The sequence below is a fragment of the Streptomyces sp. SPB074 genome (assembly GCF_000154905.1).
In the GTDB taxonomy this organism is placed as follows: Bacteria; Actinomycetota; Actinomycetes; order Streptomycetales; family Streptomycetaceae; genus Streptomyces.
Window position 1 is genome coordinate 5,160,771 of the sequence record NZ_GG770539.1, and the last position, 18,232, is coordinate 5,179,002.

At 73.8% G+C, this 18,232-nt stretch carries 19 protein-coding genes, 1 tRNA gene and 2 pseudogenes; 9 read left to right on the forward strand and 13 right to left on the reverse strand.

What is annotated here, in order from left to right; translation table 11 throughout:
- The first annotated feature begins 44 nt into the window (after window positions 1–44).
- Window positions 45–800, forward strand: a complete 756-nt coding sequence (locus SSBG_RS21830) for a Tellurium resistance (protein ID WP_037870366.1) — start codon at window positions 45–47, stop codon at window positions 798–800.
- A 48-nt stretch (window positions 801–848) separates the two neighbouring features.
- On the opposite strand, the gene SSBG_RS21835 is transcribed toward SSBG_RS21830, so the two are convergent.
- On the reverse strand, window positions 849–1,610 hold the full coding sequence (locus tag SSBG_RS21835) for a TerD family protein (protein WP_037870368.1): 762 nt from the start codon (window positions 1,608–1,610) through the stop codon (window positions 849–851).
- A gap of 196 nt (window positions 1,611–1,806) precedes the next feature.
- On the opposite strand from SSBG_RS21835, the gene SSBG_RS21840 reads away from it, so the two are divergent.
- Genes SSBG_RS21840 through SSBG_RS33780 form a run of 3 tightly spaced genes read left to right on the forward strand, consistent with a single transcriptional unit; the run spans window position 1,807 to window position 6,352 of the window.
- A complete protein-coding gene (locus tag SSBG_RS21840; protein WP_008748240.1) occupies window positions 1,807–2,982 on the forward strand; it encodes an HpcH/HpaI aldolase/citrate lyase family protein in 1,176 nt (391 codons plus the stop codon).
- A 50-nt stretch (window positions 2,983–3,032) separates the two neighbouring features.
- Window positions 3,033–5,486, forward strand: coding sequence for a phosphoribosyltransferase (locus SSBG_RS21845; RefSeq protein WP_037871750.1), 2,454 nt, complete (start codon window positions 3,033–3,035; stop codon window positions 5,484–5,486).
- Window positions 5,483–6,352: a hypothetical protein gene (locus SSBG_RS33780; RefSeq protein ID WP_008748242.1), complete on the forward strand. Its 870-nt coding sequence runs from the start codon at window positions 5,483–5,485 to the stop codon at window positions 6,350–6,352. The genes SSBG_RS21845 and SSBG_RS33780 overlap by 4 nt, the downstream gene beginning before the upstream one ends.
- 100 nt (window positions 6,353–6,452) lie before the next feature.
- Here SSBG_RS33780 and SSBG_RS21855 read toward each other — a convergent pair whose 3' ends face one another.
- From SSBG_RS21855 to SSBG_RS21865, 3 genes are all read right to left on the reverse strand, one after another.
- Window positions 6,453–6,671, reverse strand: coding sequence for an FmdB family zinc ribbon protein (locus tag SSBG_RS21855; RefSeq protein ID WP_008748243.1), 219 nt, complete (start codon window positions 6,669–6,671; stop codon window positions 6,453–6,455).
- Between the two features lie 125 nt (window positions 6,672–6,796).
- Window positions 6,797–8,242 carry a hypothetical protein gene (locus SSBG_RS21860; RefSeq protein ID WP_008748244.1) on the reverse strand — a complete coding sequence of 482 codons (1,446 nt, stop codon included), beginning with the start codon at window positions 8,240–8,242 and terminating at the stop codon, window positions 6,797–6,799.
- Between the two features lie 144 nt (window positions 8,243–8,386).
- Window positions 8,387–8,929 (reverse strand): cupin, encoded by a 543-nt coding sequence (locus SSBG_RS21865; RefSeq protein WP_234010619.1) that lies wholly within the window; start codon window positions 8,927–8,929, stop codon window positions 8,387–8,389.
- A 201-nt stretch (window positions 8,930–9,130) separates the two neighbouring features.
- Between SSBG_RS21865 and SSBG_RS21870 the strand changes: the two genes are divergently transcribed.
- Together SSBG_RS21870 and SSBG_RS21875 are read left to right on the forward strand one after the other, a co-directional pair.
- A tRNA-Val gene (locus SSBG_RS21870) sits at window positions 9,131–9,202 on the forward strand.
- A gap of 474 nt (window positions 9,203–9,676) precedes the next feature.
- On the forward strand, window positions 9,677–9,910 hold the full coding sequence (locus SSBG_RS21875) for a helix-turn-helix transcriptional regulator (RefSeq protein ID WP_008748246.1): 234 nt from the start codon (window positions 9,677–9,679) through the stop codon (window positions 9,908–9,910).
- Between the two features lie 81 nt (window positions 9,911–9,991).
- Here SSBG_RS21875 and hemC read toward each other — a convergent pair whose 3' ends face one another.
- The 5 genes and pseudogenes from hemC to SSBG_RS21895 form a co-directional block, all read right to left on the reverse strand.
- On the reverse strand, window positions 9,992–10,966 hold the full coding sequence (gene hemC, locus SSBG_RS21880; protein ID WP_037870370.1) for a hydroxymethylbilane synthase: 975 nt from the start codon (window positions 10,964–10,966) through the stop codon (window positions 9,992–9,994).
- 97 nt (window positions 10,967–11,063) lie between these two features.
- Window positions 11,064–11,429 (reverse strand): annotated as a pseudogene (locus tag SSBG_RS36230) (NUDIX domain-containing protein); the annotation flags it as partial.
- Window positions 11,430–11,529: 100 nt separating this feature from the next.
- Entirely contained in the window at window positions 11,530–11,712 is a 183-nt protein-coding gene (locus SSBG_RS21885; RefSeq protein ID WP_037870371.1) for a hypothetical protein, read from the reverse strand.
- Complete coding sequence (locus SSBG_RS21890) at window positions 11,712–11,921, reverse strand: hypothetical protein (RefSeq protein WP_008748250.1); 210 nt, start codon at window positions 11,919–11,921, stop codon at window positions 11,712–11,714. Before SSBG_RS21890 ends, SSBG_RS21885 begins: the two co-directional genes overlap by 1 nt.
- Window positions 11,918–12,373, reverse strand: coding sequence for a hypothetical protein (locus tag SSBG_RS21895; protein ID WP_008748251.1), 456 nt, complete (start codon window positions 12,371–12,373; stop codon window positions 11,918–11,920). Before SSBG_RS21895 ends, SSBG_RS21890 begins: the two co-directional genes overlap by 4 nt.
- A gap of 94 nt (window positions 12,374–12,467) precedes the next feature.
- Between SSBG_RS21895 and SSBG_RS35035 the strand changes: the two are divergent.
- From SSBG_RS35035 to SSBG_RS21905, 3 genes and pseudogenes are all read left to right on the forward strand, one after another.
- Window positions 12,468–12,599 (forward strand): annotated as a pseudogene (locus SSBG_RS35035) (helix-turn-helix domain-containing protein); the annotation flags it as partial.
- Window positions 12,600–12,864: 265 nt separating this feature from the next.
- Window positions 12,865–13,692, forward strand: a complete 828-nt coding sequence (locus SSBG_RS21900) for a hypothetical protein (protein ID WP_234010791.1) — start codon at window positions 12,865–12,867, stop codon at window positions 13,690–13,692.
- Window positions 13,689–14,228, forward strand: coding sequence for a flavoprotein (locus SSBG_RS21905; RefSeq protein ID WP_037870374.1), 540 nt, complete (start codon window positions 13,689–13,691; stop codon window positions 14,226–14,228). Before SSBG_RS21900 ends, SSBG_RS21905 begins: the two co-directional genes overlap by 4 nt.
- Before the next feature lie 98 nt (window positions 14,229–14,326).
- Here SSBG_RS21905 and SSBG_RS35040 read toward each other — a convergent pair whose 3' ends face one another.
- The 4 genes from SSBG_RS35040 to SSBG_RS21925 form a co-directional block, all read right to left on the reverse strand.
- A complete protein-coding gene (locus SSBG_RS35040) occupies window positions 14,327–14,464 on the reverse strand; it encodes a hypothetical protein (protein WP_234010620.1) in 138 nt (45 codons plus the stop codon).
- 580 nt (window positions 14,465–15,044) lie between these two features.
- Window positions 15,045–15,707, reverse strand: a complete 663-nt coding sequence (locus SSBG_RS21915) for an HD domain-containing protein (RefSeq protein WP_008748255.1) — start codon at window positions 15,705–15,707, stop codon at window positions 15,045–15,047.
- Between the two features lie 162 nt (window positions 15,708–15,869).
- Window positions 15,870–16,676 (reverse strand): enoyl-CoA hydratase/isomerase family protein, encoded by an 807-nt coding sequence (locus tag SSBG_RS21920; protein ID WP_008748256.1) that lies wholly within the window; start codon window positions 16,674–16,676, stop codon window positions 15,870–15,872.
- Window positions 16,673–17,938, reverse strand: coding sequence for a cytochrome P450 (locus SSBG_RS21925; protein ID WP_008748257.1), 1,266 nt, complete (start codon window positions 17,936–17,938; stop codon window positions 16,673–16,675). Before SSBG_RS21925 ends, SSBG_RS21920 begins: the two co-directional genes overlap by 4 nt.
- Between the last annotated feature and the right edge of the window lie 294 nt (window positions 17,939–18,232).

Below are 18,232 nucleotides of genomic sequence, written 5' to 3' on the forward strand. Positions count from 1 at the left end.
CCCACGCGCGTTGGTCACGACGGGATTGACAGAGGTGTGTGGGCATGGCCTTCCTGGACGGGCTGCGGGGCGGAGCCGCCGCCTTCGACAGCGGAAACACGAGCGGCAGCGCGATCGAGCTGACCAAGCGGCACCCCACGGTCTCCCTCTCCAAGGAGGGCGCGGTCTCGGGGAACCTGCGGGTGAACCTCTCCTGGCGGATGCGGACGAGCGACTTCGGCGAGCGGCGCCCCGGCGGGGGCCTGCGCGGGCTGCGCGGCGGCTGGCGCAACCCGCTCAAGTTCTTCCAGCCCGACGTCGTCCAGGCGCACACGCAGTCGATGGTCAACGTCGACCTCGACCTCGGCTGCCTCTACGAGCTCAAGGACGGCACCAAGGGCGTCGTGCAGCCGCTCGGCGGCTTCCTCGGCGACCTGAACGAGCCGCCCTACCTCAAGCTCAGCGGCGACGACCGCTTCGGCGCCCCCTCCGGCGAGACGATGTACCTCAATCTCGACCAGAAGGACGAGTTCAAGCGGCTGCTCGTCTTCGTCTACATCTACGACCAGACGCCCGCCTTCGACCGCACCCAGGCCCAGGTCACCCTCTACCCCAGCAGCGGCCGGCAGATCGTCATCGACCTGGACGAGCGGGCCCCCGAGGCGCGCTCCTGCGCGGTGCTGCGGATCGAGAACGTCAAGGGGGAGCTGATCGTGCACCGGGAGGTGCGGTTCGTGTACGGCTTCCAGGCGGAGCTGGACCGGCTCTACGGCTGGGGCTTGCAGTGGGGGCGCGGGTTCAAGACGAAGGCGGGGCGCTGACGGCGGCCGCCGGGGCGGGGCGCGGGAGCGCGGGCCGCCCGGGACCGCTCACCTGAGGAACTGCGGTCCCATCAGGGGCAGGCCCTCGTCCGGTTCGTGCTGCGGGTAGGCGTACGGGTCGGGGGCGGGCTGCTGCGGGTAGCCGTAGGGGGCCGGGGGCGCCGCCGGGGGCTGCGGGTAGCCGTAGGCCGGGACGGGCGCGGGAGCGGGGACAGGGGCCGGTTCCAGGACGAGGGCCGGTTCCGGGGCCGGGTCGGGGGCCGCCGACTCGTCCACCGTGATGCCGAAGTCCGTCGCCAGGCCGATCAGGCCGTTGCTGTAGCCCTCGCCGAGCGCGCGGAACTTCCACTCGCCGCCCCTGCGGTACAGCTCCCCGCAGATCAGCGCCGTCTCCGCGCCCGTCTCCGGGCGGATCTCGAAGGTCGCGTACGGTTCCGCGTTCTCCCCGGCCGCCGCGTCGAGCAGCAGCAGGCGCAGGTCCCGCACCCCCTCGAAGGGCAGGCTCTCGGCCGAGGCGACGAGCAGGACCCGCTCCACCTCGGCGTCGACGCGGGTCAGATCGGCCTGGATCGTGTCCCGCATGGCGCTGCCGAGGCGCCGCTTGCCGAGGCTCCACACCGTCCCCGAGGGGTGCCGGGGCTGGTTGTAGAAGACGAAGTCGTCGTCCGAGCGCACGCGTCCGTCCGCCCCGAGCAGCAGCGCCGAGGCATCGACCACCGAGACCTCGGGGCTGGGCGACCAGCACACGACGGCGCGGACCGCCGCCGCCTCGACCGGGACGTTCGAGCCTTTCAGCATGGCGTGCGTCATGCCGTCATCCTGCCTTCCCCGGCCCCCCGCGGACAACGCGGGTGCCCCCGTGCCGCACGGGTGAGCGGGCCTCGCGTATCGGGCCGCCCACCGCCGGTCACCGGAAGTTCACAGGGCCAGGGAACCACTCCGGCCAGCTCGTACGTACTATTACCGGTCACTTCTACTCGAACACTTCTTCCACTTGAGGGGTCAGATGCAGCATTTCGGGCATATCGCCCCGGCGGAGCGCGCGCGGCTCTTCCACCGGGAACCGCGCGCCTTCGCCGCGGACTCGCCGCCGGAGTTCCTCGCGACCGCGCTCGGCGCGACCCTGTACACGCCCGCGACGCGCCCGCGCCTCGCCGAGGACGTGCGCAAGCAGGCCGCGCGCGGCACGGTCTCCATGGTGCTGTGCCTGGAGGACTCCATCAGCGACGAGGACGTGCCCGCCGCCGAGCGCAACCTCGTCCAGCAGCTCGGCACCCTCGCCGCCGCGCCCGCCGACGCGCTCCCGCTGCTCTTCGTACGGGTCCGCACGCCCGAACAGCTCACCGACCTCGCCCGCCGCCTCGGCCCCTCCCTCCGCGTGCTCAGCGGCTTCGTCCTGCCCAAGTTCACCGAGAAGTGCGGACTCGCCTTCCTCGACGCCCTCCGCGCCGCCGAGACCGCCGCCGGGCACCGCCTCTACGCGATGCCCGTCCTCGAATCGCCCGAACTGCTCCACCTGGAGAGCCGCCACGAGACGCTGGCAGGCATCGCCCGCACCGTGCGCGCCCACCGCGACCGCGTCCTCGCCCTGCGCCTGGGCGTCACCGACTTCTGCTCCGCCTACGGACTGCGCAGACCCGCCGACCTCACCGCCTACGACGTCCGCATCGTCGCCTCCGTCATCGCCGACGTCGTCAACGTCCTCGGCCGCGCCGACGGCAGCGGCTTCACCATCAGCGGGCCCGTCTGGGAGTACTTCCCCGTCGCCGAGCGCATGTTCAAGCCCCAACTGCGCCGCACACCCTTCGTCGGCGGCGAGGCCGACCAGCTGCGGGACGCGCTCATCGAGCACGACATGGACGGCCTGCTGCGCGAGATCGCCCTCGACCGCGCCAACGGGCTGCTCGGCAAGACCTGCATCCACCCCAGCCACGTCGCCCCCGTGCACGCCCTCTCCGTCGTCACGCACGAGGAGTTCAGCGACGCCGAGGACATCCTGCGCCCCGAACGGGGCGGCGGCGGGGTGCTCCGCTCCGCCTACACGAACAAGATGAACGAGGTGAAGCCGCACCGCGCCTGGGCCGAACGCACCCTGCGCCGCGCGGACGCCTTCGGCGTCGCCCGCGAGGACGTCGGCTTCGTGGACCTCCTCGCCGCCGTCACCCCCCGGGACGCCCTGTGAACCCCGCCCCGGCCCCCCGCCGCACCGCCGCCGAGGAAAGAGACGAACCCGTGGTCTGGACAGGAAGCTGGGTCGCCGCGCGCCTCGGCGTACGGCTGAGCGGGCCCCCCGGCATCGAGGACCTGCTCGGCCTCGCGCTGCGCCGCAACCCCAAGCGCGCCCACCTCCTCGTCTCGCACGTCCTCGGCAAGCACGTGCCGCGCTCCCCGCGCGTCGTCGCCGAGGCCGGCCGCGCCCTCGGCCGCGAGGTCCGCGCGCTGCTCGGCGACGCGGCCCGCGAGGCCGTCGTCCTCGGCTACGCCGAGACCGCCACCGGGCTCGGCCAGTGCGTCGCCGACGGCATCGGCACCGCCCCCTACCTGCACTCCACGCGCCGCCCGGTCCCCGGGATCGCCCCCCTCGGCGGTTTCGAGGAGGCGCACTCGCACGCCACCTCGCACCTCCTGCTCCCCGCCGACCCCGCGCTCCTCACCGCGCCCGGGCCGCTCGTCCTCGTGGACGACGAGTTCTCGACCGGCTCCACCGTCATCAACACCCTGCGCGCCCTGCACGCCCTGCGCCCCCGCGCCCGCTACGTCGTCGTCGCGCTCACCGACATGCGCGGCCCCGCCGACCGCGCCCGCCTGGACGCCCTCGCCGCCGAACTGGACGCGCGCCTCGACCTCGTCGCCACCGTCGCGGGGCACGTCGAACTGCCCGCCGACGTACTGGAGCGGGGGCTCGCGCTCGTCGCGGCCGAGGAGGCCCGCCAGACCGCCCCGGCACGCCCCGCCCAGGGCGTACGGCGGCGGGCGACGCCGCGGCGCGTGACGCTGGACTGGCCCGCCGGGCTCCCCGAAGGGGGCAGGCACGGCTTCACGCCCGCCGACAGGGACCGGCTCGACGCCGCGCTGCCCGCCCTCGCCGCGCGCGTGCGCGCCGCGCTCCCCGCCCTCCCGGCGGGCGGCGGGCGGCTGCTCGTCCTCGGGACCGAGGAGCTGATGTACGCGCCCCTGCGCCTCGCCGAGGCGGTCGAGAAGGACGCGCCCGGCTGGGACACGCGCTTCTCGACCACGACCCGCTCCCCGGTCCTCGCCGTGGACGACCCCGGCTACGCGATCCGCACCGCGCTCACCTTCCCCGCCCACGACGACCCGGCCGACGGCCCGGGGCCCCGCCACACGTACAACGTCGCGGGCGCCGGCTTCGACGCGATCCTCCTCGTCACCGACGCGGCCGGCGACACGCCCGCGCTGCACGCCCCCGGCGGCCTCCTCGACACCCTCGCCGCGCACACCCCGCACCTCCTGCACACCACGCTCCCGCACCACCCGCCCCGCGCGCCGCGCGTGCCCCGCCCCCGTACCGCACCGGAGGACACCCTGCTCCCCGCACCGCTCCGCGGTCCCGCCTTCTCCAGCTACCCGGCGGAGGACGTCGGCTGGCTGCTCCAGGACCTCTCGGACACCCCGCTCGAAGCCCCCACCGAGGAGCGCGAGGAGGCGATCCAGAGCGGCGGCGCGCACTACGCCGAATCACTGCCCGTCGAGTACCAGCCGACCCCGGCCTACCAGCGGCTCTACCACGACGCGCTGGAAGCCTCCGCCGCGCGCGTCGCGACCGCGGTCGGCACCGTCACCGAGACCGTGCTCGCCGAGCGCTCCCCGCGCCCCGTCCTCGTCTCGCTCGCCCGCGCCGGCACCCCCGTCGGGGTGCTCATGCGCCGCTGGGCGCGCGCACGGCACGGCATCGACGTACCGCACTACGCCGTCTCGATCGTGCGCGGGCGCGGCATCGACGCCAACGCGCTCCGCTGGCTCGCCGCCCACCACGACCCGCGCGACGTCGTCTTCGTGGACGGCTGGACCGGCAAGGGCGCCATCACCCGCGAACTCACCGAAGCACTCCGCGACTTCCCCGGCTTCGACCCCGGCATCGCCGTCCTCGCCGACCCCGGCTCCTGCGTGCGCACCTACGGCACGCGCGAGGACTTCCTCATCCCGTCCGCGTGCCTCAACTCGACCGTCTCCGGGCTCGTCTCCCGCACGGTGCTGCGCGCCGACCTCGTCGGCCCGCACGACTACCACGGCGCCAAGTACTACCGGGAGCTGGCCGGTTCGGACGTCTCGAACGCCTTCGTGGACGCGATCGCCGCGCGCTTCCCCGAGGTCGCCGAGGCCGTCGGGCGGCGCGTCAAGGAACTCGCCGCGGGCGACCGCGCGCCGACGTGGGAGGGCTGGCGGGCGGTGGAACGCCTCAGCGAGGAGTACGGGATCAACGACGTCAACCTCGTCAAGCCGGGCGTCGGCGAGACCACCCGCGTGCTGCTGCGCCGCGTGCCCTGGCGCGTCGTCGCGCGCCGTGACGCGGGCGCCGACCTCGACCACATCAGGCTCCTCGCGGAGCAGCGCGGGGTGCCCGTCGAGGAGAGGGACGACCTCCCCTACACGTGCGTCGGCCTCATCCACCCCCGCTACACCCGCGGCGCCACGGGCGCGGACGGCAAGGCGGTGAACCTCGCGTGAACCGCGTCCTCGTCGCGAGCGACCTCGACCGCACCCTCATCTACTCGGCCCGCGCCCTCGCCCTCACCGGCCCCGACGAGAGGGCCCCGCGCCTGCTGTGCGTCGAGGTCTACCAGGGCCGGCCGCTCTCGTACGTCACCGAGACCGCCGCCGCGCTCCTCGCCGAACTCGCCGCGCGCACCGAGTTCGTCCCCACCACGACCCGCACCCCCGCGCAGTACGCCCGCGTCCACCTGCCCGGCCCCCCGCCCCGCTTCGCGATCTGCGCCAACGGGGGCCGCATCCTCGTGGACGGCGAGAGCGACCCGGACTGGAGCCGCCGCGTCGAGCGGGCCGTCGCCGGTTCGGCGCCCCTCGCCGCGATGCGCGAACGCCTCCTGGACGGCGCCGATCCCGCCTGGCTCCGCAAGGAACGCGTCGCCGAGGACCTGTTCGCCTACCTCGTCGTGGACCGCGCCCGGCTCCCCGCCGACTGGCTGGAGGAGACGACCGCCTGGGCCCACGCCCACGGCTGGACCGTCTCGCTCCAGGGCCGCAAGCTCTACGCCGTCCCGCGTGCCCTCACCAAGAGCGCGGCCCTGCGCGAGGTCGCCGCGCGCACCGGCGCGCCCCTCACGCTCGCGGCGGGCGACTCGCTCCTGGACACCGACCTCCTGACCGCCGCCGACCGCGCCTGGCGCCCCGGCCACGGTGAACTCGCCGACCAGGACTGGCGGCACGAGGGCGTGACCGTGCTGGAGGAGGTGGGCGCGGCGGCGGGCGAGGAGATCGTCCGCAGGTTCCTCGGGGCGGCGGAGGCGGCGGGAGCGGGCGGAGCGGCGGAGGCGGCCGGGGCGGCGGAGGCGGCCGGGGCGGGCGGTTCCTGAGCGGCGCTGCTCGCGAGCGGCGGCGACGGCTCCGGCTTCGGCACCGATTCCGGCTCCGGCTCCGGCTTTGGCTTTGGCTTCGGAGAGCGGGCGCGGGGGCTCAGCCGCAGCAGCCGCCTCCGCAGCAGCCGCCACCCCCGCCCTGCGGCGCGGGCGCGGCGCCGCCCCGGGCCCGGCCGCCCACGGCCACGGTCGAGAGCAGCTTGACGGTGTCCGCGTGACCGGCGGGACAAGGCGCGGCGGCGCCCGACTCGGCCATGGGGCGGTTCAGTTCGAAGGTGTCGCCGCAGGCACGGCAGCGGTACTCGTAGCGAGGCATGGGCCCAGCCTACGGGGAGGGGCCCGGCGCGGGGGACCGTGCCGGAAGGCCGGGGGCGGTCGCGTGTCCGGGCGGGAGCGCCGGGGTCGTCGCGTGCCCGGGCGGGGGAGCGTGCCCGTACCGGCTCAGCCGCCGCCGCGCTCCTCACGGATCAGTTCCACGACCCGCGCGGCGGTCTCCCGCACCGCCTCCGTCTCGCGCAGGAACTGCCAGTAGTCCGGGTGGTGGCCCTCCAGGGCCGTCACCGCGCGGTCCAGGCGCCCCACCGCCTCGTCCAGCGGGCGGGCATGGCGGGGGTCCGGCGTCTGGCGGCCCGTCATCGCGAGCCGCTGCGCGTCCCGCACCGCGAACCGCGTCCGCTCGATCTCGCGCTGCGGGTCCTTCGCGACCTCGTTGAGCTGCCGCAGTCGGTCCCCGGCGGCCGAGACCGCCTCGTCCGTCTCGTCGAGGAGCGCCCGTACGGTCGCGAGCCGCGCGGTCGCGTCGGCCCAGCGCTGCTCCTCGCGCGCCTCCCGCGCCTCGCCGAGCTTCGTGTGCGCCTGCGCCACGTGCCGCGCCGCCTCCTCGGGGACGTGCTGGAGGTCCTGCCAGCACGGCGCGGTGAACCGGCGCCGCAGCTCGCTGAGCACCGGCTCGACCTGCGCGCTGCGCGTCGTCAGCGCCTCCGCCCGCGTCCGCAGCGAGACGAGCCGCCGGTCGATCTCCCCGGCCCGCTCCGGCAGCCGCTCCGCCTCCGCGCGCAGCGCCTCCGCCTCGCGCCGCACCCGGTCCGCCCGCTGGATGGTCTCCGCCACGCCGTGCCGCGCCGCGCCCTCGTTGAGCCGGGTCAGCTCGGGGGCGAGCGTCGCGAGCCGCGCGGCCAGGTCGTCGGCGCGCAGCCCCTTGGCCCGTACGGTGTCGAGCGCGCCCGTCGTGGCGAGCAGCGACTGCTTGGCGCGCTCCACGGCCGGGGCGAGCCGCGCGAGCTGGGTCTCCGCCTTGCCGAGCAGCGGCCCGAGGCTCTCGGCGAAGCGGTCGAGGTCCGCCTTGACCCGCGTCAGCTCCTCCTTGGCACCGTCCAGGGCGCGCCTGGCCCGCGAGGCCGCCGCGCCGTCCAGCTCGTCGCGGTCGAGGTCCACGGCGTCCACGGCGGCGATGTAGGCGCCGCTGGCCTCGTCGATCTTCCGGCCGAGCGCCGCGAAGTCGGAGACCGCCCGCTGCCCGGCGGGGGTGTCGTCCACGGCGGAGATCGTCTCGACCGAGATGCGCAGATCGCGCTGCGCGGTGTCCAGCTCGTAGAAGGCGTTCGCCGCCGCGTCCTTCGCGGCCTGCGCCTCCGCGCGTCTGTTCTCGCCGCGCCCGCCGCCGCCGAACCAGCGCCGCGAACCGCCCCCACCGCCCGTGAGGGCACCGGGCACGGCGAGCAGGAGCGGGAGGGGGAGCAGGACCAGCGTCGCGAGAGCGCGTGCCGGGGACGGCGCGGGGCGGGCCGGGGGACCGGCGGGGCGGGCCCCGGACCGTACCGGAACAGCGCCCGGCGCGGGCCGCCGTGCAGCCCGCCCGGTGCACGACCGCCGAGGTGTCGCCGTCACAATCCCTCTCCCGTGCCGCGTCTCGCTTGCTCGTTTCATTCTCCCATCCAGGAGGACGAACGCGCGGGCGGAAAAGTTCACGGAAGCGGACACCGGTTGTGACGGATGGTGCGGGGCGGGCGGCGGGGCCAGGGACGCGGGGTGTCAGTCCGCCGGGCGGATCGTGACGGGGCCGTCCGCGCTCCGCAGCCGCACGGTGCGCGAGCCGATCCCGCGCGCGTCCACGCTTCCGTCCGAGGCGCGCAGGTCGAGCGGGCCGGAGACGTCGCGCACGCGCGGTGAGCCGTCCGCGACCCGCGCCTCCACCGCCGTGCGGAAACCCGAGACGCTGACCCCGCCGTCCCCGCCCCGCACACGGAGCGTGACCGTGCGCGGCACCTTCACCTCGTACCGCGCGTCGCAGTCGGCGAGGAAACCCGAGCACGAGGCCCGCAGCCGCAGCCGGTCGCCGTCGAGCCCCCAGCTCGCCTTCGGCCCCTTGCCGAGCACGACGTGTCCCGCGATCCGCCGCGTGACCTCGATCCGCTCGACGTCGGCGGCGACGACGCCGAGCCGCGCGTCGTCCACGTCGACCGTCAGCCGCTTCCCGGCGAAGGCCCAGGCCCGGTGCTCCGCCTTCGCGTCCGAGGCGTCGGCACACCCGGCGAGCCCCGCCAAGAGCCCCGCCCCGGTCACCGCCGCCGCCACCTGCCGCACCACTCGCACTCGCCCCGCCCGTCGCACTCGCCGCATGAGCCGCCGCCCCCGTCCGCCCTCGTCGCCCCCCGACGGTACGAAGCCGCGGCCCCGCCCCACGATGACGCCGCCCCCCGTCCTCACCCGGGGGTTTTCCCCATCGGCCCCTGTCCCGGCGCCCGCGCCGGGCAAGGTAGGCTGTCGGCTCGGCCCGGGCGCGTAGCTCAGGGGTAGAGCGTCGCCCTTACAAGGCGAATGTCGGCGGTTCGAAACCGTCCGCGCCCACTCGGGATCAACGGCAGGTCAGAGCCTGCTTTCGGCCCCTCAACTCACCAGGGTTGGGGGGCCTTCTCGTGCCCAGAATCCACATGGAGTCCACATCCCCACCCGCGTCACCCGTATGAGGGCCTGGACCCAGGCGGCCGACCGCATAGAGTGAGCGACGACGAGGGCTGGCGCGGCTCCCCTCGCGTGCCAGACGCGTGCTCGTCATCGTCCTGCGGGTCGGGCCTTCCCTTGCCCGGGGTGGGGCGGTTCGCTCTGACCGAGACAGAGCGCAAGATGACGCCTTTCGGCGGACGCGTGTACACCGCGACGCCACCCCCGCGCGCGGCCAACACGCAGCGGGCGAGCCTCCAGTACGACCGTCACACGATCTTGCACACCCGGCACGCATATGCCCGGAGCGTCACCCGACCGGATGGCAGATGTACCACCGATGGTACTGACATGCCGTGACCGGCGTCTGAGCGTGGCTGTGTGCCGCCAGAACCGCCCCCCGCCTGGGTCCTCGATCAGCGCCGCGCGATCGGCGACCGCATCCGTACGGCCCGCCTAGAGGCGGCCATCACGCAGGAGACCCTCGCGGAGCGCACCGGCCTCGACCGGAAGACCGTCGTACGGGTCGAAGGTGGCACCCACAGCACGCTCCTGGACCACCTACTCCTCATTGCCCGTGCGCTCGGCCGGCTGCTCGCGGACCTCGTGAGGTGAAGCCCCGGCCGGGACCGAACCGGCCGGGACGTTGCCGTAGGCGCCGCGGCAATCCCTACGGAAGAGGTGGCGGCGGACCTGTCAGTGGGGGATGCCCTCGATGATGTCGCGGGCGCCCTGGCGCAGCAGCTCGGCGCAGACGCGCGAGCCGAGTACGGCGGGGTCGTTCATGGACTCGCCCCAGAAGTGCGCGTGAACGAACTTGGAGCCGTCCCGCGAGAAGACCATCCCCCGCAAGCTGAGCTGTCCGTCAGGGTCCGTGACGCAGTGCCCGGCAATCGGGCTGTTGCAGTGGCCCCGTAGGCCGTGCAACATCACGCGCTCGGCGGTGATCTCCGTCATGGTGGGTTCATCGTTGAGCTGCTGGAGCAGGTAGGCGACCGCGTCGTCATCCTCGCGGCATTCGAGGCCGAGGGCGCCCGCGCCGACCGCCGGCAGCATCTCGGCGACCTCGAACACCTGGCGGGCCCGGTGCATGAGGTCGAGGCGTTCGAGACCGGCCCGCGCGAGGACCATCGCGTCGAGCATGTGATCCATCGGCTTCCGCCCGTCGAGCTTGTCGATGCGGGAGCCGACCAGGCCGCGCACGCGTACGACGTTGAGGTCCGGTCGCACGCGGTTGATCTGTGCCTTGCGGCGAACTGCGGACGTGGCGACCGATGCGCCGGGCGGGAGGCCGGCGAGCGACTGCACGTCGGACCCCTCGGGTACGAGCAGCACGTCGCGTACGTCGTCGCGAGGCAGGTACGCGGCGAAGATCAGGCCGCGCGGCATGGGCACGTCGCCGGGTACGTCCTTCATGCAGTGAACGGCCATGTCTACCTGCCCGCGCTGCAACATCTGGTCGATTTCGCGGACGAACAGGCCCTTCCCGCCCAGCTGCGCCAAGTCGCCCTGCCACTTGTCCGCCTTGGTCGTCACCGGCACGACCTCGATATCGAGGTCGGGCTCGAACTTGCGCAGCAGGCCCGACACCTGCTCTACCTGGGCGAGGGCAAGCGGTGAGCTGCGCGTACCGATGCGCAGTTTCCGGGCGGGAAAGTCGGTCGTGTTCATAACGTCCCTTCGTGTCTGGTTTCAAGGTAGGTCGCGTGAGGTGGCGTTTGGGGCGGGCCCGCGTCCGGCGGACGATGGCGGGGTGCAGGAGCGCGCACGCCTCGGCGCGGGTAGCCCAGCGCCAGGCGGCAAGTTCCGTCCGCTGCAAGCGGATACAGCTCGTGTCGGCCGGTTGCAGGACCGGGCCCGCGAACAAAAAGGCCAGCCGGTTTCGGCGTCCGGGTCGGGTGCCTTGCAGCCACTCGACGGCGAGCAGGTCGTATTCCCGTAGGTTCATGTCGAGGCCCAGCTCTTCCCGCGCCTCCCGGCGGACGGCGTCGAGGGGGGATTCGCGGGCCTCGACGATCCCGCCGGGGAGCTGCCACGGTGTGGCCAGCTTGGAGGGGCGGACGATGAGGAGGTGGTCTTGCGGGTTGGTGATCAAGGCAGCGGCTGTCACGGGGTGGCCGGGGGCTGATGGCATGGCCGGCTCACCGCGTCCGGATGCTGGGCGCGACGGCGGAGCCGCCCCGGTCCCGGCAGAAGAGCAGCGGTGTACGCGGTCTGCCCCTCGTCGGTGGTGGTCATCGCTTCTCCGCGTAGGGCGTGAGCTGGTAGCTCTCGCGACACCGGGGGCAGGCGTAGAGGCGCCCGCCGCTGCCGGGACTGGATGCGGTCTCGATGATGCTGATGAGCACGACGTGGTCGGCGAGGCCGCGGTGCCAAGCGCACCAGCCGATCGTGCGGGCGGTCTCGGAGTGTGCCATCAGGGTCTCCGCCCATAAGCACAGGGGCGGCAACCGCGCGGGAACCAGGCGGACCCGCCAGCGGCGGCCCGGCGGGCGCCGAGGTCGACATCGTCGATGCCGGGCTGCACCGCAGTTCCGCACCACACGCAGGCGGCGCCGCGCCGCTGCTCGGGCGTGAGCGTGTCGAAGGCGGGCAGGTGCTCCTCGTCCACGCGGATGCTGCTCACCGCGCCATCGCCTGAGCGTCGAGGAGCGCCTCGCGGAGGAGGCGGGCGGGGGTGAGCAACCCGGAGCCGTACGGCGGGTGAAGCCAGGTCCGGCCCCCGGCGCCGACCCCCGGCGCGGGGCAGTCCAGCGTCCACCCGGCGGAGCGGACGACGACCCCGGGCAGGTCGTGAAGCAGCGGCGCCGTCCCGGCGGCTACGAGCCACCATGCGAGCCGGTCGTCCGCGCCGCCGAGCACCGGGCCGAGGTTGCCGGTCGGCCGCAGGACGGTCATCGCGTCGATGGCCGGGTAGAGGGGAGCCTCCACGACGCGCCACGTGTCCGGCCGGGGCTTGATGGCGGCGACGGTGCCGCTTTCCCAGGCGCGGAGGACGGCGGCGGGCTCGGGTGCCGTCCCGGCGAGCCACGTCATGCCCCTGACCCGTGGGGTGTCGAGGCTTGAGGTGGAAGTCATCGCGGCCCCTTCTAGCGATCCGGTGTGCTGCACCGTAGGGCGAGGTACAAAGAGGCCGAGCACGCAAAGTGCGTGCATCGTTACGGGGACGCTCATGGACACGACGGGGATCGGCCGACGGATCGCGTACTGGCGGGAGCGACGCGGCCTCACGCAGGCCGACTTCGGCCGGCAGATGGGACAGACGCGGGGCTGGGCCCAAGACCTGGAGGGCGGGAAGCGGCAGCAAGACCTGCGGCTGTCGGTGCTCGTGCGCGCGGCAGAGATCTTGCGCATCCCGTTGGCGGACCTGTGGTCGGATACGCCTGTGCTCCCCCCGCCTTCCGCCTTCCCCGGTAGCCCGGTCGCCCGAGGCCGCAGCCGTGATCCGAGAGCTGTACCGCCCCACCTCCCCAGCTGGTCCCACGCCTCCGCTCCCCGCCCTGGCCCGCAGAGTCGCGTTCTGCGGCACCGCGTACCAGGCGTGCCACTACGGCGCATTGGGCCGGGAGTTGGCAACTCTTCTTCCGCTCGCGCAGGCAGTCGCCGACAGCGCATCGCCCGGCGCCGTGGAGGCGCACGTGCTGCTGTCCCGCACCCTCCAGCTCACCGCGAGCTTTCTGCACAAGTACGGGGCGGCCACGGCAACGCAGGCGGCCATCGTCGCGGACCGGGCGCTCGCCGCCGCCGAGCGGTCGGGCGACCCGGTAGCGATCGGCGCCGCTGCCCGCAGGGTCGTGCGCTCCCTGACCCGGCAGGCCCACCCGGACGCCGCCCGCGAGTTCGCGGTCGGCACGGCCCGGCGTCTGGCTCCCGAGCTTGAGCGGCGCGGCCCGGTCGGGTTGTCGACCCTGGGAATGCTCTACCTCAACGCGGTGCTGTCCGCTTCCGGTAGCGGTCGTAGTCCTGCCGCCGTCCACCAGGCCGCCGAGCATGTGGGTGAGGCGGGCGATGCGGCGGCACGGCAGGGAGCCGACCTGAACGCCGGCTACACCTCGTTCGGGCCGACGAACGTTCGGCTGCACGAGGTGGATATCGCGGTTCGTTTCGAGGACGGCTGGGGCGCGCTGCGGGTCGCCGAACGCCTTCCCACCGCCGCGGTCGACGGGCTCACCCGTGAGCGTCGCGCACGCCACCTCGCGACGATGGCCCGCGCGCAACTCCTCACCCGGCAGAAGGACGCGGCCGCCGTATCGCTCGTGACGGCGGCGCAGCTCGCACCCGAGGAGATCACGAGCCGCGCCCCCTCCGTTGCGCTCGTCGAGGACGTCCTCGGTGCGCACGCGCAACCGCCCGCAGCCTTGCGGGATCTCGCCCGCCGATGTGGACTCCCCGCATGACCACGCTGCCTGTTCTCTACCTCATCGCTACCGCGGCCGGTTCCACCCACCACATCGACGACGGCATCCAGGCCGCGCAGGCGGACGGCTGGGACGTGCACCTCGTTCTCACGCCGACCGCCGCCCGCTGGTGGGAGCCGCGGATGGGCGAGCTGGAGGAGATGACCGGGCACCCGGTGGTGTGGGAGTACCGGGTGCCCGGGCAGGAAGTGCGGGGGGCCTCCTCGTTGCCGAAGGCCGACGCCATCGTCGTGGCGCCGATCACCACGACGTCGGCCTGCAAGTGGGCGGCGGGGATCACGGACACCGTGGCGCTCGGTATTCCTGCGGAGGCCGTGCACATGGGCGTCCCGGTGGCCGTGATGCCGTTCTGGAACACCGCGCTCTACGCCCAGCCCGCCGTGCGTCAGGCGGTGACGGCCCTTGAGGAGCAAGGGGTTCGGTTCGTGTTCGGGCCGGGTGAGCCTCACCCGCCGAAGTCCGGCCGGGACGGTCGTTTCCCCTGGCAGCTTGTGCTTGATGCCGTGCGCGCATGAGAAGGAGCCCCCTCCCCACGCGTGGCGGGGAGGGGGCGAGTTGGCCGTGAATCAGGTCGGCGTCGACGGCGCAGTCAGTTCTCGGGTGCGAGCGGTGCTCATGAGGGCTCCGGGGAGAGTTCGAGGGTCAGGCCGGCGGCACGGGCCTCGGCGCGGAGACGGTCCGCGTGCTGCGCGGTGAAGATGCCGAGCAGGTAGAGCATGTGCTCCTGAGCCTGGCCGGGCGGCTTGGCCAAGAGGCACTGCGTCGTGATGTCGATGACCGCGCAGATGATCTCGGCGACGTCGTCGGCGAAGTACGGCGGGTACGCGGGATCGCCGCACGGGTGCGTCTTCGTCCACCGGCCGCCGCACTGGGGGCAGATGCCCCGGGCCCACGACCGGATGGCCTCGCCGATCCTCTCGCGGCCCTGGAGCGTGACCGGCAGGCCGTCCGGGAGCGCACGAAGACCTCGCCGATCGCAGTGACCCCGACCCAGGTGTGCGGATCGACGCCGGCGTGCCGCCAGACGAGGCCGAGATCCGCGCGGGCGTAAATCTCGTGGAGTTCGACCTCGCGCACGAAGGTCTGGACCTACTTCTCGTCCATGTAAAGCCAGCATGACGGCAAGCGCGCGGAGTGCGGCCGGAACGAGGAAGTCCGGTTGGTCTTTCTTGCCCATGGACACATAAGACAGACAAGAGCCCCCGTACCCCCGCGCGACGCGGGAGTACGGGGGCGAACTACTGGCGCCAAGGGGTCGGGTCGAGGTCGGCCGGGGGGGGCCGGAGGCGGGCCGGCCGGGGTGCCGGGGCCGACGCGCCCGCCCCACCGCCTCAGCTCGATCGCGCAGCTCGCGAGGACGCGGCGCTGTGTGCGCTCGTCGCGTGGTGCGCGTCCAGGCGCTCCGTGGGGGCGGTGAAGCCGCCGCGCCCGTCGGTCGCGCGGGGCGGAGGGCCCGGGGCGTCGGCGGGGGCCGGTCCGCGCGTCGGCGCGGTCTGCACCGGCAGTTCGCTGAGCAGGTCCGGGTTCACGAGCGTCAGGATTCTCGCGATGTCCTCGGCCGGGACCACGGGCCACAGGAGGAACCGGGCGGCGCGGTACTTGGCGGCCAGGCGCTCCGCCTGCGCGGTGGGGACGCGGGCGGACCGATCGGGGCGGCTGTTGTGGGCGTTGTCCGCGATCTTGACGAGGGCCGCGAGGGGGTCGGCCGCGATACGGCGGATCTTGTCCTCGTAGGCGAGTCCGGGGACGTTGGTCACGGCCTCGACGAGCCCGACGACCCGGTCGGGGACGCCGGCCGCGCGCAGACGTCCGGCGGTCCACTCCGTGTCCTCGATGATGTCGTGCAGGAGCCCGGCCATTTGGAGCTCGGGGCCGAAGGGGGCGAGCCCGGCGGCCACGGCGCGGACGTGTGCGAGGTACGGCACCCCGGTCTTGTCCACCTGCCCGGCGTGGGCGAGTGCGGCGAGCGCATCGGCCTCGGCGACGGTCGTCATGGCGCCATTCTCGCCCGGACGGGTGCGGGGGCGCGGGTCCCGCTCGCGGTACAGCCTGCCCGGACCGCCGACAGTCGCCTTGCCAGGGCGAGCCTCCACCGCCGAGCCGGACGGCCCGTCAACTCCTCGGCCCCCGGGCTTCGTCGGCCGGGGGCCGCAGGGTCAGCCCCGGGGTCGCGAGAGTGCCAGTGCCATGAGTTCCGCGTCGAGGAGGCTCGCGTCGGCGAGGCGGGTGGGGGCCGCGTGGGCGTTGAAGAGCGTCTTCGTGAGGCGCAGCGCGGTGGGGGAGCGGCGCAGCAGCGGCCTGGTCCAGGCGAGGACTGCGTCGTCCAGGCCGGTCTCGGGCACGACCCGCTGGAGGATCGACAGCCGCAGTGCCTCCTCCGCCCCGACCACGCGGGCCGTCAGGACGAATTCGCGGACGCGCGCCGCTCCGGCCTCGTTGATGAGGCGCGGCAGGAGGCCGCCCCAGGCGACGGGCAGGCCGAGGGCCAGTTCGGGAAGCCGGAAGCTCGTGGTCTCGGCGCCGACGCGCAGGTCGCAGGCGAGCGCGAGGGCGAATCCGGCGCCGATCGCGCGTCCCTGGACGCGGGCGATGGTCACTGCGGGTCCCGTGCTCAGCGCCTCGCACACGCGGCGGGCCCGGGCGCCGGAGAGCCGTACGGCGTCCCCGGCCGGGTCGTCGGCCATGTGTGTGGAAAGTTCGTGGCGGTCGCCGCCGAGACAGAAGTCGGGCCCGGCACCGGTGAGCACGACGACCTTGGTCGCGCTGTCCTGGGCGCTCAGCACCTCGTACAACTCGTCCAGCATGGTGTCCGTGACGGCGTTGCCCTGCTCCGGTGCGCGCAACTCGATGAGGAGCAGGCCGCCTTCGCGGCGCGTGCGGAGGGTTTTGCGGTCGCTGTCCAGGGGGAGGAGGGACAGGGAGGACGGGGCGGGCGGCGCGGCCTGCTCCGGTTGGCTGGTCATATCTGGACATCCAGGGAGACGAGTCGGCGGAAGACGAGGCGCGTGTCGTCAAAGACCGGGGGCGTGACCGCGCGCAAAGTGGGGAAGCGTTTCAGCACTTGTCCGAGAAGTTCCTGGGCCTCCAGCCGGGCGAGACCGGCCCCGAGGCAGTAGTGCAGGCCGCCCCCGAAGGCGAGGTGGCCGCCCCGGCGCAGTGGGTCGAAGGTGTCCGGCTCGGGGTTGCGGCGCGGATCGTGCGCGGCGGCCCCGTACATCACGTGGACCGTCGTGTCGCGCGGGATCGGGACACCGGCGAGGACGAGGTCCTCCGAGGCGACGCGGGAGTTGATCGAGATGGGCGCGTCCCAGCGCAGTGTCTCCTCGACCGTCGACGCGATGTGCTCCGGGTGTGCGGCCAGCCAGGCGGCGCGGGCCGGGTCGGAGGTGGCGAGGTGAACCGTGTTGCCCAGGAGGACCGCGCTCGTCTCCAGCGAGGCGATGGTGACGAACATGGTGAGGTCGTAGAGGGTCCGGTCGGCGGTGGCCCGGTCCTCGCAGAGGGCGTCGAAGTGCGCGATCCAGCGGGTGAGGGCGTCGTCGCCGGGCCGTGCGCGGCGCTCGCGGATGAGCGTGGTGAAGAATTCCCGCATCTCCAGCGTGGCCTGCTCGGAGATGGCGAGCTGCGATCTGGTGGGCAGCAACTCCTGTGCGTAGACCTGGCGGTGGGTGAAGTCGAGGAGATGGGCGTGGTCGGCGCGGTCGATCCCGATCCACTCGCCCACCGAGAGTGCCGGCAACTGCTCGCCCACGATCCGCATGAAGTCGGCGTGCCCCTCGGCCTTGATCTCGGCCTCCAGCGCGTCGAGGAGCGAGGAGACGAGCGCGGCGATCATCGGGCGCAGGGCTTCGAGCGAGGCGCGGTCGAAGGGGGTGCCGACCGCGCGGCGCTGGCAGGTGTGCGCCGGGGCGTTGAGCCGGGGGAGGGTACGGGTCATCTCGCGGGTCGCGAGGTCGCTCCAGCGTTCGGGGTTGCCCTGGCGCTGCTGCCAGGCGAAGTCGGTGCTCTGCCATTTCCTGCCGCGCAGCACCTCGTCGCAGGCGTCGAAGCCGACGACGAAGTAGCCGCCCCAGGGGGCGGGGACGATGTCGCCCAGTTCGTGGAGGGCGGCCCACACGGGGCGCGGGTTCGCCGTCCCCTCGGCGCTGCGCAGCCGCCGCAGCAGGGGGATGATGGCGCGGCGGCTGACGGTGGAGGTGCCGGAGTGATGACCTACGGCGTTCACGCATAGCTCCTTCGGCTAAGACTGCCGGTACCGGCGGAAGCTACCCCTCCTGTCGGAACGTCATGCGCCACAGGGTGTTTCCTCTGTCACATGCGGTGGTTTCGGCCTCGGCAACACCGCAGGAGATGTCCCTTTTCGCGACTTCCGTCCTGATCCGCTCCATGCCCCGTCATGGTGCGGAGGACCCGCAAAGGGACCTCCGCACCACGAAACCCGCGGCGCGAAACACGGCCTGAATCCTCACCAGGTGATGGGCCCTCAGCCATGCCGCGCACGCGGCGGACCGAGGGGGCG

Excerpts from the sequence above, each read along its gene's own strand:
- SSBG_RS21885 (WP_037870371.1), bottom strand. The coding sequence starts at position 11,712 with ATGGCACACTCCGAGACCGCCCGCACGATCGGCTGGTGCGCTTGGCAC.
- SSBG_RS21840 (WP_008748240.1), top strand. The coding sequence starts at position 1,807 with ATGCAGCATTTCGGGCATATCGCCCCGGCGGAGCGCGCGCGGCTCTTC.
- SSBG_RS21895 (WP_008748251.1), bottom strand. The coding sequence starts at position 12,373 with ATGACTTCCACCTCAAGCCTCGACACCCCACGGGTCAGGGGCATGACG.
- SSBG_RS21915 (WP_008748255.1), bottom strand. The coding sequence starts at position 15,707 with ATGACGACCGTCGCCGAGGCCGATGCGCTCGCCGCACTCGCCCACGCC.
- SSBG_RS21830 (WP_037870366.1), top strand. The coding sequence starts at position 45 with ATGGCCTTCCTGGACGGGCTGCGGGGCGGAGCCGCCGCCTTCGACAGC.
- SSBG_RS21835 (WP_037870368.1), bottom strand. The coding sequence starts at position 1,610 with ATGACGCACGCCATGCTGAAAGGCTCGAACGTCCCGGTCGAGGCGGCG.
- SSBG_RS21920 (WP_008748256.1), bottom strand. The coding sequence starts at position 16,676 with ATGACCAGCCAACCGGAGCAGGCCGCGCCGCCCGCCCCGTCCTCCCTG.
- hemC (WP_037870370.1), bottom strand. The coding sequence starts at position 10,966 with ATGAACACGACCGACTTTCCCGCCCGGAAACTGCGCATCGGTACGCGC.
- SSBG_RS21855 (WP_008748243.1), bottom strand. The coding sequence starts at position 6,671 with ATGCCTCGCTACGAGTACCGCTGCCGTGCCTGCGGCGACACCTTCGAA.
- SSBG_RS21905 (WP_037870374.1), top strand. The coding sequence starts at position 13,689 with ATGACCACGCTGCCTGTTCTCTACCTCATCGCTACCGCGGCCGGTTCC.